Annotated in this window: 14 protein-coding genes; 2 read left to right on the top strand and 12 right to left on the bottom strand. The window is 67.1% G+C overall.

Features of this window, described 5'->3' with window-relative positions; all coding sequences use genetic code 11:
- Window positions 1-107: 107 nt before the first annotated feature.
- From htpG to ACMAUO_RS02840, 7 genes are all read right to left on the bottom strand, one after another.
- The gene (gene htpG, locus ACMAUO_RS02810) at window positions 108-1,991 is read right to left on the bottom strand and encodes a molecular chaperone HtpG (protein WP_420355467.1); all 1,884 of its coding nucleotides are present in this window, start codon (window positions 1,989-1,991) and stop codon (window positions 108-110) included.
- A gap of 94 nt (window positions 1,992-2,085) precedes the next feature.
- Window positions 2,086-2,718: an NUDIX hydrolase gene (locus tag ACMAUO_RS02815; protein ID WP_420355468.1), complete on the bottom strand. Its 633-nt coding sequence runs from the start codon at window positions 2,716-2,718 to the stop codon at window positions 2,086-2,088.
- Entirely contained in the window at window positions 2,715-3,179 is a 465-nt protein-coding gene (locus tag ACMAUO_RS02820) for a cupin domain-containing protein (protein WP_420355469.1), read from the bottom strand. Before ACMAUO_RS02820 ends, ACMAUO_RS02815 begins: the two co-directional genes overlap by 4 nt.
- A gap of 8 nt (window positions 3,180-3,187) precedes the next feature.
- Window positions 3,188-3,862 carry a hypothetical protein gene (locus tag ACMAUO_RS02825; protein ID WP_420355470.1) on the bottom strand — a complete coding sequence of 225 codons (675 nt, stop codon included), beginning with the start codon at window positions 3,860-3,862 and terminating at the stop codon, window positions 3,188-3,190.
- Window positions 3,859-5,223, bottom strand: coding sequence for an NCS2 family permease (locus tag ACMAUO_RS02830; protein ID WP_420355471.1), 1,365 nt, complete (start codon window positions 5,221-5,223; stop codon window positions 3,859-3,861). The genes ACMAUO_RS02825 and ACMAUO_RS02830 overlap by 4 nt, the downstream gene beginning before the upstream one ends.
- 111 nt (window positions 5,224-5,334) lie before the next feature.
- A complete protein-coding gene (glk, locus tag ACMAUO_RS02835; RefSeq protein WP_420355472.1) occupies window positions 5,335-6,303 on the bottom strand; it encodes a glucokinase in 969 nt (322 codons plus the stop codon).
- A gap of 55 nt (window positions 6,304-6,358) precedes the next feature.
- A complete protein-coding gene (locus ACMAUO_RS02840) occupies window positions 6,359-7,174 on the bottom strand; it encodes an SDR family NAD(P)-dependent oxidoreductase (RefSeq protein ID WP_420355473.1) in 816 nt (271 codons plus the stop codon).
- Between the two features lie 156 nt (window positions 7,175-7,330).
- Here ACMAUO_RS02840 and ACMAUO_RS02845 point away from each other — a divergent pair, with 156 nt between their 5' ends.
- Window positions 7,331-8,494: a GNAT family N-acetyltransferase gene (locus tag ACMAUO_RS02845; RefSeq protein WP_420355474.1), complete on the top strand. Its 1,164-nt coding sequence runs from the start codon at window positions 7,331-7,333 to the stop codon at window positions 8,492-8,494.
- Window positions 8,495-8,714: 220 nt separating this feature from the next.
- Here the strand turns inward: ACMAUO_RS02845 and ACMAUO_RS02850 are convergent, their stop codons facing one another.
- Genes ACMAUO_RS02850 through nrdR form a run of 4 tightly spaced genes read right to left on the bottom strand, consistent with a single transcriptional unit; the run spans window position 8,715 to window position 12,242 of the window.
- On the bottom strand, window positions 8,715-10,058 hold the full coding sequence (locus ACMAUO_RS02850) for an IS1182 family transposase (protein WP_420355475.1): 1,344 nt from the start codon (window positions 10,056-10,058) through the stop codon (window positions 8,715-8,717).
- Window positions 10,059-10,111: 53 nt separating this feature from the next.
- A complete protein-coding gene (gene thiL, locus ACMAUO_RS02855) occupies window positions 10,112-11,119 on the bottom strand; it encodes a thiamine-phosphate kinase (protein ID WP_420355476.1) in 1,008 nt (335 codons plus the stop codon).
- A complete protein-coding gene (nusB, locus tag ACMAUO_RS02860) occupies window positions 11,100-11,663 on the bottom strand; it encodes a transcription antitermination factor NusB (protein WP_420355477.1) in 564 nt (187 codons plus the stop codon). The genes thiL and nusB overlap by 20 nt, the downstream gene beginning before the upstream one ends.
- Before the next feature lie 51 nt (window positions 11,664-11,714).
- Entirely contained in the window at window positions 11,715-12,242 is a 528-nt protein-coding gene (gene nrdR / locus ACMAUO_RS02865; RefSeq protein ID WP_420355478.1) for a transcriptional regulator NrdR, read from the bottom strand.
- 144 nt (window positions 12,243-12,386) lie between these two features.
- Here nrdR and ACMAUO_RS02870 point away from each other — a divergent pair, with 144 nt between their 5' ends.
- Window positions 12,387-12,884 carry a copper chaperone PCu(A)C gene (locus ACMAUO_RS02870; RefSeq protein ID WP_420355479.1) on the top strand — a complete coding sequence of 166 codons (498 nt, stop codon included), beginning with the start codon at window positions 12,387-12,389 and terminating at the stop codon, window positions 12,882-12,884.
- Window positions 12,885-12,999: 115 nt separating this feature from the next.
- On the opposite strand, the gene glpK is transcribed toward ACMAUO_RS02870, so the two are convergent.
- On the bottom strand, window positions 13,000-14,496 hold the full coding sequence (gene glpK, locus ACMAUO_RS02875) for a glycerol kinase GlpK (RefSeq protein WP_420355480.1): 1,497 nt from the start codon (window positions 14,494-14,496) through the stop codon (window positions 13,000-13,002).

Consider the following 14,496-nt stretch of genomic DNA (forward strand, 5'->3'; position numbering starts at 1 on the left):
ACCCAAACGGCACGGCATCAAGCCCGCAACCATCAGGCTGCGGGCTTCACGCGGCATTCTATCAGGTTCACGCACCAGAGGTGCGTGAACCTGTCATGGCACTTTCTTTAAGCGGCGCCGCCCTGAATATGGGTCAGCGTCGCCGTCAGCCGGCTGGCAAACGCCGTCGGGTCCTTCAGGCTCTCGCCTTCCTGAATCCGTGCGATATCCAGCAGGATCAGCGCGGTATCGGTCACCGCCTCACCCCGCGCCACCCGCGCCGCCAGGTCGCGGATCAGCGGATGCGCCGGATTGACCTCCAGCACCGGCGCCAGATCCGGCACCGCCTGGCCGCTGCGGCGCAGCAGACGCTGCAATTGCAGGTCGGGCCCCTGGCCGGCCGCCGCCAGCACCACCGCGCTGCTCACCAGCCGCGTGCTGCCGCGCACGTCCGACACCGCATCACCCAGCGCCTCCTTCAGCGCCGGCAGCAGCGTGTCCAGTTCCGCCTTGTCCCCTTCGGACAGCGGGGCCTCGAACTTCTCCAGGTCGGCATGGCTCTGGCTGACGCTGCGCAGCGCCTTGCCCTCGAACGTACCCAGACGCTCGGGCCAGAAGGAATCGACCGGGTCAGTCAGCAGCAGCACCTCGATCCCGCGCGCCTTGAACCCTTCCAGTTGCGGCGAGGCCGGCAGCGTGTCGGCATTGTCGCCGGTCAGGTAATAGATCGCCTCCTGCCCGTCCTTCATCCGCGACACGTAATCGGCCAGCGTCGTCCAGCCCTCTTCGGTGCTGGAGCGGAACCGGGCCAGACCCGCCAGATCGGTGCGGTATTCCGCATCGTCCCAGATCCCTTCCTTCACCACCGGACCGAAATTGTCCCAGAAGGTGGCATAGGATTCGGCATCCTTGGCGCGGGTGCGCAGTTCGTTCAGCACCCGGTTGGTCACCGCCTTGCGAATGCGCTGGAGCACCGGCGTCGCCTGCAACATCTCGCGCGAGACGTTCAGCGGCAGGTCCTCGGTATCCACCACACCCTGTACAAAGCGCAGCCACGGCGGCAGCAGCGCCGCGTCATCGGTGATGAACATGCGGCGGACATGCAGCCGCACCTTGCTCTCGCGCACCTGCTCGCCGAACTCGAACGGGCGGCTGCCGGGGATGAACAGCAGCGCGGTAAAGTCGATCGTGCCTTCGGCATGCCAGTGCAGCGTCGCCCAGGGCGTATCGAAATTATGGCTGATATGGCGATAGAATTCGTTGAGCTGCTCTTCGGTCACCTCGCCGCGCGGCTTGCGCCACAGGGCGGTGCCCGCATTGGCCGCCTTGTCCTCGCCGTCGCTCTTGATCGTGATCGGCCAGGCGATGTGATCGGCCCATTTGCGCACGATCGCTTCCAGGCGCCAGGCGTCCAGAAATTCGTCCGCATCCTCCTTCATGTAGAGGATGATATCGGTGCCCGGCTGCTCGCGCGTCGCGGGGCTGAGGGTGAAGCTGCCCTTGCCGTCCGAAGACCAGCGCCACGCCTCGTCCGTCCCGGCCCGGCGCGACACCACATCGACATGATCCGCCACCATGAAGGCGGCATAGAAGCCCACGCCGAACTGCCCGATCAGCCCGGAGCGTTCCTCGGGCTTGTGCTTGGCCAGTTCCTCGCCGAACGCACGGGTACCCGAGCGCGCGATCGTGCCCAGGTTGCGCGCCAGTTCCTCCTTGCTCATGCCCGCGCCATCATCGCTGATGGTCAGGCGCCGCGCGTCCTTGTCGGGGTCGATGCGCACCTTCGCGCCCTCGGGCAGCGCCTGCGCCGCATCGGTCAGGGCCTCGAAGCGCCGCCGGTCGGTGGCGTCGGCGGCATTGGCCACCAGTTCGCGCAGGAAAATCTCGCGCTCCGAATACAGCGCATGCACCACCAGATCGAGCAGCCGCCCGACCTCCGCGCTGAAAGCATGTTCCTCGCCACCCGTCGCAGCGGGGCGGCTCGCGTCAGAGCCGGTAGCCTGATCGACCATGTTGGAAATCTCTCTATTACGTCAAATCACACAGACCCTGCATATGGGTCACGAATATCATAATTTCAACGGCCTGCGCCGCGTCGATCTCCCATCACTCGAAATCGGCCGGCAGGCCGGGTTCGCGGTAATGGTCGAACATGCGCCGGATCTGCCCCGGCAACACCCGGCCGAGCGACAGATCCTCGGGAATCTCCTCCGCGCCGAACCACGCGATCTCGGAGGTCTCGACACTGGTGGCCGCCTCCCCACCCGCCAGGTCGCACAGGAAGAAGAATTTGGCGCAGGAGAACGCCTTGCTTCCATGCCCCTGCCGGGTGCGGTCCCACACCGCCGCCAGCCTGCGCGCCGTCACGATATAACCGCTCTCCTCGCGCACTTCCTTCACCGCGTTCTCCGCCGGGGTCAGGTTCACATCCGCCCAGCCGCCCGGCAGGGTCCAGCGCCCTTCATCCAGCACCTCACGCACCATCAGGATCCGGCCCGAATCGTCAAACACGGCGGCACGCACCTCGACCTTCGGCGTCGCATATCCTTCCTGCCCGGCAAACAGCGCCTCGATCCGCGCCACAGGCTCGTCGCAGCCCGCCGCCATCATCTGCGCCGCGATCATCCGCAACGCCTCATACCGCTCCCGATCGAACGGATCGCGGGCAAAGGTCAGGCCGGTCTGGGCAATGGCCTGGATCTCACGCCCCCACACCAGCCAGTCAGGCTCGCCGCTCATGCCCCGGCTCCCTCCGGCGACCATCCGGGCGGGGCCAGTTCGAAGCCCGAGAACTGAAAAGCCGGAGCAACGATACAGCCCACCACGCTCCACGCTCCCAGCGATTCGGCCGCCTGCCAGTCCATCACCGGCACCACCGCCTGCTGAACCTGGCCCTCGCCGGGGCACGGCCCCAGAATCACGGTCTCTTCCGCCCCATCCCGCGCCATGCGCAGGCGCAACGGCGCACCGCCCTGCCAGCACCAGATTTCGGCGGCATCGACCCGATGCCAATGCGACCGCTCGCCCTGCGCAAGCAGGAACTGGATGGTCGTCGCCGCACCCCGTCCACCATCCGGCGGGCTGTCACGCCATAATTCGCGATACCACCCGCCCTCGGGATGCGGCGCCAGCGCCAGCGCCTCCCGTACCGCCTCAGCCGGCAGGTCGGGGTTGCGCAGGTCGATTGCGGATCGGGTCATGGCATTTCTCACTTCGATGGCGGCGGAGGAAAATCCAGCATCGCACCGGTATAGGTTTCCACCACCTCGCTGAACGGCAATCCGTCCTGACGATACAGCAACGCACGATGGCGCAGGATCGCGGCTGGAATGGCAATTCTCCCCGCCCCCGGCGGCGGCAGGCCATCCCGCTCCCACCCATCGGGCAGCGGCGTGAACAGGTGAGTGCTCTCCAATGTCCGGCGGGTAAAATGCAGGTCCGCCACCACATGGCCGAACGCGGTATCGGTCCGCGCCAGAAGGTCGTTCATCGCCGGGGTCAGGCGCGAGGGCACATACCAGTTGTCCGCGACCGACAGCACACGCCCTCCGCACGCCAGTTCCACCCGGCGATAAGCAACGTCAACTTCCGCATCCACGGCCAGTTCCCGCCGCTGTTCGGCACTCGGCGCCCGCTTTACACCGGGCACGCGGCGCGCCACCACACGGGCCACCGGCGCCAGACCGTGATCGCGGCACCAGCCCTCCAGCGTCAGGGTCGCGCTGGGGTGGGAGAGCAGGCGCGCATCCAGCGTCGCGACCAGCGCTTCCAGTTCCAGACGCGCATCCGGCGTGTCGGGCCACATACTCCCCCCTTCCGTCGCGGCGGCGGGCACCGCGAAGGACAGGCCCGACAGCAGCAGCAACGCGCCAAATGCCTTCACGTCCCTCCCCCGATGCCACTGGCCAGCACCAGATAGAAGATGAACACCCCGTCCAGCAGCAGCAGGATCGGCGTAATCTCGCGCCAGCGCCGCGCCACGACCGCCAGCACGGTATAGAGCAGCAGCCCCAGCGCCAGGCTGACCATGAAATTGCCGGTCATGACCGTGACCAGCACCATCAGCAGGGGCGCGAGAATCCCCCCCGCATCGTCCTGCTCCGCCCGCCCCATGTCGGACAGCATGCCCAACCCGACCAGGATCAGCACCGGCGCGGTCGCCACCGCCGGAACGGCGGTAATGACCGGCCACAGCACCGACGACAGCGCGAACAGCGCCGCCACCGTCACCCCCACCAGCCCGGTCCGTCCCCCGGCCTCGGCCCCGACCAGCGATTCCAGATAGGCCGACACCGTGGAGGTTCCGAGAATCGAGCCCATCACGCTGGCCGTGCCATCGGCCACGAAGGCGGCCCGGCCGAGCACCGGCTGCCCGTCCTCGACCGACAGCCCGGCCTTGCGCGTCACCGCCATCATGGTGCCCGTCGCATCGAAGAAATCGCCAAGGAAGAAATACAGCGTCACCGGCAGCACCAGGCCGAGATGCGTGACGAACCCATGAAAATCGAAGGGAAACAGCATGTGGACCGGATAATGCGGCCACTCCAGCCAGGCGGAAGGCCGCGACGTGACCGGATGGCCATCGGGATGGTGGACGAAACACCCCGCCAGCGTCACCGCCACGATGCTCAGCAACATTCCCGCCGGCACCCGCAGCATCCGCAGCGCCCCGGCCAGGAACAGACCGCCGATCGCCAGCAGCACCGCCGGATCGCGCAGCGACCCGAAGGCGAACCCCTCCGCCCCCTTCACCGCCAGCCCGCCGCTGACCATGCCGATATGGGCGATAAAGGCGCCGATCGCGCAATGGATGCCGGTGCGGACCGAAACGGGAAACCCCATCACGATCTTCTGCCGCCATTGCGTCAGCGACAGCGCGACGAAGCCCAGCCCGCCGATAAAGACCATGGTAAAGGCGACCGGCGGCGCGATCCCCATCTGCACCACGACAACCTGCGCGAAGACGAGGTTGCTGCTCATGGCCGGGGCCAGGGCGATGGGCAGGTTGGCCAGCAGCGCCATCAGCAGCGAGCCCACGACCGAGGCCGCGATGGTCGTCATGATCATGTCATGCCGGTCCAGCCCCGCCAGGGCCAGGATCGCCGGATTGACGATCATGATATACGCCATGGCCCCGAACGTGGTCAGCCCGGCAATCAGTTCCCGCGAGAGGGTCGAGCCCCGGCGCGTCACATGGAAAAAACGGTCGATCCAGCCGGTTGCCCCGGCGCCGTCATGCGTCACTGCCAGTCTCTTCCCTCAACAAAGGTCAAGGGAATGTCCTACCGCTTCCGATATGATGCAAGAGACCCCGCACCCCTTTGGAGGCGGTTTTAAAAGTGCCTCATGAGCCGCCTAGGCGAAGCGTTCGGCGAAGGCGGCCGCCGCTCCAAGCAATCCCGGCTGCGGATGGGTGATCAGCTTCACCGGCATCCGCGCCATCATGGATTCGAATCGCCCCTTGGCCACGAATCGCTCGGCGAACCCCGATCGCGGCAGATGGTCCGCCAGCCGCTGGCCCACCCCGCCGGCAATCACCACGCCGTTGGCTCCCTGCGCGAGGGCCAGATCCCCCGCGACGCCGCCCAGCGCCAGGCAGAACCGCTCCACCGCCGCCGATGCCATCGGGTCGCGCCCTTCCAGCCCTAGCGTCCAGAGTTCCTTGTCGTCATGGATACGCGCCGGCTGCCCCTCAAGCTCGGCAATCGTCTCGTAGAGATTCACCAGCCCCGGCCCGGAGACGATCCGCTCGGCCGAAACCCGGCGGTAACGCTGCCGCAGCCGCTGGAGAATCCGGTCATCCACACTGTCCAGCGGCGCGAAATCCACATGCCCGCCCTCGGTCTCGCACACCAGGCAGCGCCCGTCGCGGCGGACGACATAGGCCGAGCCCAGCCCGGTGCCGGGGCCGACGATGGTGGTCACGCCCTCGGCCGGCAGTGCGCGATCGGGCCCGCACAGATGGCGCAGATGGGTGGCGTCCACCTGCGCCACCGCATACCCCACGGCGCCGAAATCATTCACCAGCACATGCTCGTCCACCCCCAACTGGGCGCCAAGCTGCGCGGGGCGGATAATCCACGGATTGTTCGTCAGTTTCAGGATATCGCCCTGGATCGGACAGGCGACGGCAATGCCGGCGGCGCGCGGCAGCGTGCGCCCGATCTGCCGGCCGAAGGCCTCCCAGGCCAGCAGCAGGCTCGCATGTTCGGCGCATTTCAGGGTCAGGGCATCCCCCAGCGCCACCACACGCCCCGCCTCCACCGTGGCGATCGCGAAACGGGCATGGGTTCCGCCGATATCCACGGCGACGATTTCTTTCATGTCCAGTCCAGGCTCCCTGCGGATGGTATGCCGACGCAAACAGGCGCGCCGGGCGTCAGATCGTCGGGCGCGGCGCCTGTTCGGCCTTCAGGCGCCTCAGCACGAAATCCCGTATCCGACGCGGTAGCACGATATCCAGCACACGCAGACCCGCGAAGATTCGGGGGAAGATCAGATGCGGCCGCTCTTCCTCCACCGCCCGCGCGATCAGCCGCGCGGCCTGGGGCGCGCTTTGCAGGAACGGCTTGGTGCTGCTCACCCGCCGGCTCATCGGCGTATCGACGAATCCCGGCGAAACCAGCGTCACGCCCACGCCGTAGTCCAGCAGGCCGTTGCGCAGCGCCTCGGCAAAACGCGCCAGCCCGGCTTTCGATCCCGAATAGCCGGCCGCGAACGGCAGGGCATGGAAAGCCGCGACAGAGCCCAGCAGCACGATATGCCCCCGCCGCCGCGGCACCATCCGCTCGGCCCCGGCCGTGGCCAGCGCCGCCGGGGTCGCGAAATTCACCAGCCCGAGTTCCAGCACCGTCTCCGCCCGCTCGGTCAGCGCCGCCTGCTGGCGCATGTCGCCCAGGCCGGCGGCCAGGATCAGCAGATCGACCGGGTGCGCGTCGTCATCCTCGCGAAAGGCCGCGATCGCGGCGGCCCCGTCGGCCAGGTTCAACTCCCGCGTCGCGACCGTGGCCCCCATGGTCCGGCAGTCGCGCGCCACCTGCTCCAGCCGGGCCGGATCGCGCCCCCACAGAACCAGCCGGCGGCCCGAGCGCGCATAGAAGCGGGCGAGTTCCGCCCCGATGCCGCTGGAGGCCCCGGTAATCAGGACGGTCGCCGGATCAAAACGGATTTCGCCACCCTGATGGATCTTGGTCATCGGGCCCCTTTCTTTGACTACCATTTCCATGTCATCAGCACAGGCTGGCCTATGCGGCCACTCCAGTCAGCCACTTGCCTGCTGCATGGCTCGGCCGGTTCCCCGCCATCGCGGGCACCCGGTTCCGGCCCACCGCAGCCCAAAAACGGAACGGTCATGAACGAAGCGGATCAACTTGTCATCACTCCCGTATCCGGCCTTCGTCAGCTCTCGCAGTTCATCCGTCTTCCGCGCCGGCTCTATGCCGGGCTGCCCGGATACGTGCCGCCGCTGGACATGGAGCAGAAGGATCTGCTGCACCCGCGCAAGAGCGCCTTCTTCGGCCACGGGCGCGCGCAATATTTCCTGGCCATGCGCGGCGGCCGGCCCGTCGGCCGGATTTCCGCGCAGATCGACGACCTGGCCATCGAGAGACTCGGCGAAAATATTGGCTTTTTCGGGGCGCTGGACGCCATCGACGACGCCGCCGTGGTCGCCGCCCTGCTCGACGCCGCATGCGCGTGGCTGCGCGCGCAGGGCATGGTCACCGCCCGCGGGCCCTTCACGCTGAATTCCAACGGCGAAACGGGCGTGATGATCGAGGGCCACGACGCCCCGCCGATGATCGCCATGCCCTGGCACCCGCGCTGGCTCCCGCCGCTGATCGAGGCCGCCGGTTTCGCCCAGGCGATGGATTTCCTCGCCTACCAGATGGAAATCGGCCCGCAGGCGGAAGAAAAGCACCTCGTTCCCTCCAGCCTGCGGCTGGGCGAAGGCCGGCTGGGCAGCGTGACCACGCGCACCATGCGCAAGGACAGGATGGCCGAGGACGGCGAGATCCTGCGCGGGCTCTACAACGACGCCTGGCGCAACAACTGGGGCTCCCTGCCGCTGACCCCAGCCGAGATGACGGCGATGGTCGCGCAGATGAAGCCGATCCTGAAGCCCGAGCATTATGTGCTGATCGAGCAGAACGGCGACCCGGTGGCCGTCGCCCTCGTCGTGCCGAATCTCTACGACATCGCGAGCGACCTCGGCGGCGCCCCCTCCCCGCTGGGCTGGGTGAAGCTGGCCGCGCGCCTGCTCCGCCACAAATTCCATTCCGCCCGCGTCATCCTGCTGGGCGTGAGTTCCAAGATGGAGGGCACGGCCCTGGGCGCCATCCTGCCGGCCCTGGCCATTACCGAACTGATGCGGCGCGGCCAGTCGCTGCCCTACCGGATGGTCGAAATGGGCTGGATCGTCGAGACCAACATGCCGATGCGCCGCCTGATCGAACGCCTCGCCCCCGACCCCTGCAAGCGCTACCGCGTGTATGACCGTTCGCTGACAGCGAACTGACAGCCGGGGCCAAGAGGCTGTTTGCAAAGTCGGCCTGCCGAGCGAGAGTGCCGCGTAGCGGCACGCCCGGCGTGCATTTTTGAGCATCGGAGCGGAGCGGCCTTGATGACCGTGAGCACCGAAGCACAGAAAATGCGCGTCGGATCGCCGGCAGGGTGACTTTTCAAACAGCTTCTAACAGGCTGTCGGGTTGGGCCCTGTTATTAAGTGGCGAGGGCGTTTACGCGGCCGTCAGTCGTGTGATCCTGCGGCAATTGTATGCGAGGGCGAGGAGCGTCCATTCTGTTGCGACGTTGGCGAGGCCACGGAGATCGAAACGGGTGAAGCCCATGACGCTCTTGATGATGCCGAAGACCGGTTCGACGGTCTGCTTGCGTAAGGTGTAGAGGGTTTTTGCCGGGTCCTGTTGCAGCCTAGTCTTCATGTCCAGGCGCCATGGCTCGGTGATCCGGGGCGGCGCCTTGGATGGTGGCTCTGGCCGGAAGTCATAAGGGCGCCGGTCCATGGGGCGTCCGATGGCGACCAGCGGATCCACGCCGCTGGCCTGCAATAGTCCGATGGCTTTGCCGCTGGCGAAACCCGTGTCGGCAAGGACGGTGCGTGGCAGGCCGATCCTTTTCTCCATGCCCAGGATGGTGGCGGCGAAGCTGGGCGCGTCCGCCGTCGTCGCAACTATCCCATGTTCCAGGATCAACTGGCTGCCCTCGGCACAAACCACGGCCTGGGCGTTGTAGGCTTGCCGGTATTCATGGGCGTCGGAGCGACGCATCAGCTTGCTGTCCGGATCGGTCAGGTTGATCTGCCGGTCTGATGGCGGTTTATCGTCCGGCTCTTTCGGCGGCCGACCGCGCCGTCCCCGCTTCGCATCAAAGGCTGCTTTCCTGCGTTCGTATTCGGGCCGGGCGGTCTCGGCCTGCTCCTGGGTTTCCGCTTCCAGCCGCGCACAGGCTTCATCCAGCTTTGCCTTCAGAGCCTCCCGGCGGGCCAGTTCCTCCGGCAAGGCCTGGTGATCCGTATCGGTCGCATCTGCCGCCTCTGCCCGCTCCATCAGGGTGGCGATGTCGGCGGTCAGCTTTTCGCGCAATTCTTTTGCGCGATCATAACGGATGGAACGGTATTTCGAGGCGTTGGCATCGATCTTCGTGCCGTCGATCGACACCGTGCCAAGCCGCATCAGCCCCGTCTCGCGTGCCAGTTCCAGCACATGCAGGAACGCTGCCTCGATCGCCGTGCGATTGCTGCGCCGGAACGTCGCGATCGTGTCATGGTCAGGATGCAGGTTCGCCGCCACAAAGCGCATACCGATGTCACGATACGTCGCCCGTTCGATCCGACGCGATGAGAATACGCCGTTCGCATAGGCGTAAATCAGCAGCGCCAGCATCAGGCGCGGATGATACTGTGCCTTGCCGCCAGTCCGCCGGGGCACCGAAAAGGCCCCCAGCGGCACCCGCTCCACCGCCGCCACGATGAAATGCGCCACATCGTCCGACGGCAGCCATGACTTCACATCCGGCGGCAGAAGATACGGCTGCGATCGATCAAATGGGATGAAGCTGCTCATCCTGAAAGCTTACCCCAGATCGCCAGAGGCTGGTACCCCAACCCGACAGCCTCCTAAAGGTGGCTCCAGCCGGTGCGATCCAGCGCCAGCACGCCACCTGCCCCATCGCGGACGTCGACCCCGTCCAGCGTGCGGTCGAAGCGGCCGATCCGCGTCACCGGCACGCCCCCCCGCGCCGCGGCATGGCGCAGGGCCCCTTCGTGTTCCGGCGGAACGGCCAGCAGCAATTCGTAATCGTCGCCCCCGGTCAGGCAGGTCGGCAGCCACGCCGCCCCCGCCCGCCGCGCCGCGTCGGACAAGGGCACGCACGACGCATCGAGCCACGCGCCCAGGCCGCTTTCCCGCGCCAGATGGCCCAGATCCTGCACCAGCCCGTCCGACACATCCATCGCCGCCGAGGCAATCCCCCCCAGTTCCAGCCCCAGCCGGGGCTCCGGCAGACGGTAGCGCCGGGCCAGAAAGCCGGAGGCATCCGCCAGTTCACCGCGCAGCACCCGCAACCCGAGCGCCCCGTCGCCGATCGTCCCGGTCACCCAGACATCATCCCCATCCCGCGCCCCGCTGCGCCGCAGGGCCCCGCCGGGCCGCACATGGCCAAGAATGGTCAGGGACAGGACCAGCGGCCCCTTTGTCGCGGTGGTATCGCCCCCCAGCAGGGTCAGGCCATAACGCGCCTGATCGTCGCGCAAACCCGCGGCGAAAGCGGCAAACCACTCTTCATCCCGCGATTGCGGCCGGGTGAGCGACAGCAGATAGCCCAGCGGCGTCGCATCCATCGCCGCCAGATCGGACAGATTGCAGCGCAACAGCTTGCGCCCCACCGTATCGGGCGGATCGTCCGGCAGAAAATGCACGGATTCGACCATCGTATCGACCGCGATCACCAGTTCGCGGCCTTCCGGCGGATGCACCAGCGCCGCGTCATCCGTCAGACCCAGCGCCCCCTCGCCCGCCAGGGCGCGAAAATGCCGCCGGATGAACTTGAACTCCGACGGCAGGCCCGCGCCCGACAAAGGCTGCGACACGGCGCGCCCCGCCGGATCAGGCGCCTTCGGCCCCATGCGTTTCCTGGGGCGCCCCATCGGACGCGGTTTCGGGCGCGGTCTCGGATGCGCGCAGCCGGCGCGCCAGCGTATCGAGCACGCCATTGACCATCTTCGGCTCGTCCCCCGAAAAGAAGCCGTGGGCAATATCGAGATATTCGTTGATGATCACCCGCGTCGGCACCCCGCCGACCACCGCCAGTTCGCCGCCAGCGGCACGCAGCAGGGCCCGCAGCACGGGGTCCAGGCGCCCGACCGGCCACGAAGCCGGCAGCACATCCACGATCAGGGCGTCAATCTGTTCACGCCGCGCCACCGCCGACCGCGCCACCTGCTCGAACAGGCGGATATCGGCCTCAGGCACGCGCCCGTCCTCATATTCGGCGCCCTGGTCGCTTCCCGGCGTCACCACCAGCCGGTGGCGCAGAAACTGCTGGATCACCGCCTCCGGCGCGTCGCCGGCCTGTTCGATCTGGAAAAGGGCCTGCACCACCGCCACGCGCGATGCGGTCCGCGAGCGGGTCCGCGCATGGGTGCTGTCTTCGTCCTGCGATCCGTTCATGCGCCTGTCTCCTGCTGCCACGATTCCGCGAAAGGCGGCTTCATCGCCTCTTTACGTCGCCAGGTCCATAGCCCCATCCCCCGGCGCCTCGTCCTGCCGCCCGCCGGCCGCGGCGGCCCGGGCCTCGACCGTTCCGGGGATCGACTCCAGGATCGCCGCGAAATCCTTGGTTTCACGAAAATCCCAATGCACGCTGGCGAACCGAATATAGGCCACGATATCGACCTCGCGCAGCGTGTCCATCACCAGCTTGCCGATATCGCCCGACGGGATATCGGTTTCCCCCGACGCCTCCAGCTTGCGCACCAGGCCGTTGACGATTCGTTCGATCCGCTCGTCATCCACCGGGCGCTTGCGCAGCGCAATGCGCACCGACCGCGCCAGCTTGTCCCGCTCGAACGCCACCCGCCGCCCGTCCGTCTTGATGACATGCAGGTCCCGAAGCTGCACCCGCTCGATGGTCGTGAAACGCTGGCCGCATGACGCACAGATCCGCCGGCGACGGATCGCCGCCCCGTCCTCATGCGGGCGACTGTCCTTGACCTGGGTATCGTCATGACCACAAAAAGGGCATCTCATGCGGGTATCAGTCCTGAGCAGCGTGTTTCCGAGGTGGGAAATGCGCACGAAATCAACCGGACGCAAGCCCATGCGTCCATGCCGGGCCCGCTTTGCCCCGTTCCGGCATCCTGATATTCTTCCCGCAATGAAGCCGAGGAGCCCATGACGCGACACGCGCTGCTGATCGGATTACTGATCCTCATGAGCCAGGCAGGCCTCTCGGCCGCCCGGGCCGCCCCCCTCGCGCCCGAGGACGACCAGGCCGCGACCGGACAGGATATCGATATCCGCGATACCTCGATACAGATCCTCCGCCCCGATCGCCGGATCGCGGCGGGGTATTTCACGATCGAGAATCGCGGCAAATCGGTTCATCTGCTGGCCGGCGTCTCATCGCCTGCCTGCCAGAAGCTGTTCGCCCATCACACGGAACAGGAAAGCACCAGCGACACCGCGACCCTGTTCGCGCATCTGGCCCTGCCGGCCGAGACCACCCTGGTGTTCCCGCCCGGCGGCTACCACCTGATCTGCACCGGCTATGACGACAGCCTGCGCCCCGGCCAGCAGATCACCATCACCTTCCGCTTCATGGGCGGCGCAACGCGCAGCGTTCCCTTTGTCGTCCAACCGTCGGCGAATACCGAAGAGACGACACCCTAGAGAATTTCCACCGAAAACCGGTTCGGTGGAAATTCTCTAGCTTATTGTTTTTACAAGAATCTTCGCCTGTTTGAACGCATGCGTTCAAACAGGATCTACTCTCCCCGGCCCGCGATCAGGCCGCTTTGGGGGTCAGAGTCCGCCGCACCGCCTGCCGCCAGCCATCCAGCATGGTCTGGCGCTGCGCGTCCTCCATGCTGGCCTCGAACACGCGGCCCCGCGACCAGCGCGCCGCCACATCGTCCAGATCGGTCCAGACGCCACAGGCCAGTCCGGCAAGGAACGCCGCACCCGTGGCCGTGGTCTCCAGATGGGTCGGCCGCTCCACGCCGGCCTGCAGGATGTCTGCTAGGAACTGGCAGAACCAGTCATTGGCCGCCATGCCGCCATCGACGCGCAGGGTCGTCACCAGCCCGCCGCCATCCTGCGCCATCGCCTCCATCAGGTCGTAGGTCTGGTAGGCCACCGATTCCAGCGCGGCCCGGGCGATATGCGCCGCCGTGGCATCCAGCGTCAGGCCGCAGATCAGGCCGCGCGCCTCCGGGTCCCAGTGCGGCGCGCCCAGCCCCACGAATCCCGGCACCATATACACGCCATGACTATGCGGAATGCGCGTCGCCATGTCGTCGGTCTGCGAGGCATGGGTAATCAGTTGCAGCCCGTCACGCAGCCATTTGATCGCCGCCCCCGCGACGAAGATCGCGCCTTCGAGGGCATAAATCGTCTTGCCGCCGATCCGGTAGCCGATCGTGGTCAGCATCCGGTTCGCCGAGGTCACCGGCGCCTCGCCGGTATTGAGCAGCACGAAGCAGCCCGTGCCATAGGTCGCCTTGGCCATGCCCGGCGTAAAGCAGGCCTGCCCGACCAGGGCCGCCTGCTGGTCGCCCGCCATGCCCGCCACCGGGATCGCACGCTCCAGGAGCGCCGGATCGGTCTCGCCATAAATCTCGCTGTTGCCCCGCACCTCGGGCAGCAGATTGCCGGGGATATTGAACAGGCGCAGCAGATCCTCGTCCCAGCACTGGCGATGGATGTCGAACAGCAGCGTGCGCGCCGCATTGGTCACGTCGGTCGCATGCACCCGCCCACCCGTCAGGCGCCAGAGCAGGAAGCTGTCGATCGTGCCGAAGGCCAGCCGCCCGGCCTCGGCATCCCGCCGGGCGCCCGGCACGTTGTCCAGGATCCAGGCCAGCTTGCTGGCGGAAAAATACGGGTCCAGCAGCAGCCCCGTCCGCGCGCGCACCAGGTCCTCGCAGCCCTCCTGCCGCATGCGGGCGCAGAGCGGGGCGGTGCGGCGATCCTGCCAGACGATGGCGCGATGGATCGGCTTGCCCGTCGCGCGATCCCACACCACGATCGTCTCGCGCTGGTTGGTGATGCCGATCGCCGCCACGCTTTCCACGCCGCCGCCCTGCTCCAGCGCGCCGCGCGCGGTCGACAGCACGTCGCGCCAGATCTCCTCGGCGTCATGCTCCACCCAGCCATGGTCGGGATAATGCTGCGCGAATTCGGCGCGCGCCGTCGCCAGGGGCCGCGCGTCACGATCGAAGACGATGCTGCGGGTCGAGGTCGTGCCCTGGTCGATCGCCAGGATGGTATTCTTGTTTCTCAT

The sequence above is a fragment of the Gluconacetobacter brunescens genome (assembly GCF_048695475.1).
Classification (GTDB): Bacteria; Pseudomonadota; Alphaproteobacteria; order Acetobacterales; family Acetobacteraceae; genus Gluconacetobacter.

Excerpts from the sequence above, each read along its gene's own strand:
- nrdR (WP_420355478.1), bottom strand. The coding sequence starts at position 12,242 with ATGAGATGCCCTTTTTGTGGTCATGACGATACCCAGGTCAAGGACAGT.
- glpK (WP_420355480.1), bottom strand. The coding sequence starts at position 14,496 with ATGAGAAACAAGAATACCATCCTGGCGATCGACCAGGGCACGACCTCG.
- ACMAUO_RS02845 (WP_420355474.1), top strand. The coding sequence starts at position 7,331 with ATGAACGAAGCGGATCAACTTGTCATCACTCCCGTATCCGGCCTTCGT.
- glk (WP_420355472.1), bottom strand. The coding sequence starts at position 6,303 with ATGAAAGAAATCGTCGCCGTGGATATCGGCGGAACCCATGCCCGTTTC.
- ACMAUO_RS02850 (WP_420355475.1), bottom strand. The coding sequence starts at position 10,058 with ATGAGCAGCTTCATCCCATTTGATCGATCGCAGCCGTATCTTCTGCCG.
- thiL (WP_420355476.1), bottom strand. The coding sequence starts at position 11,119 with ATGGGGCCGAAGGCGCCTGATCCGGCGGGGCGCGCCGTGTCGCAGCCT.
- nusB (WP_420355477.1), bottom strand. The coding sequence starts at position 11,663 with ATGAACGGATCGCAGGACGAAGACAGCACCCATGCGCGGACCCGCTCG.
- ACMAUO_RS02815 (WP_420355468.1), bottom strand. The coding sequence starts at position 2,718 with ATGAGCGGCGAGCCTGACTGGCTGGTGTGGGGGCGTGAGATCCAGGCC.
- ACMAUO_RS02870 (WP_420355479.1), top strand. The coding sequence starts at position 12,387 with ATGACGCGACACGCGCTGCTGATCGGATTACTGATCCTCATGAGCCAG.
- ACMAUO_RS02840 (WP_420355473.1), bottom strand. The coding sequence starts at position 7,174 with ATGACCAAGATCCATCAGGGTGGCGAAATCCGTTTTGATCCGGCGACC.
- ACMAUO_RS02820 (WP_420355469.1), bottom strand. The coding sequence starts at position 3,179 with ATGACCCGATCCGCAATCGACCTGCGCAACCCCGACCTGCCGGCTGAG.
- htpG (WP_420355467.1), bottom strand. The coding sequence starts at position 1,991 with ATGGTCGATCAGGCTACCGGCTCTGACGCGAGCCGCCCCGCTGCGACG.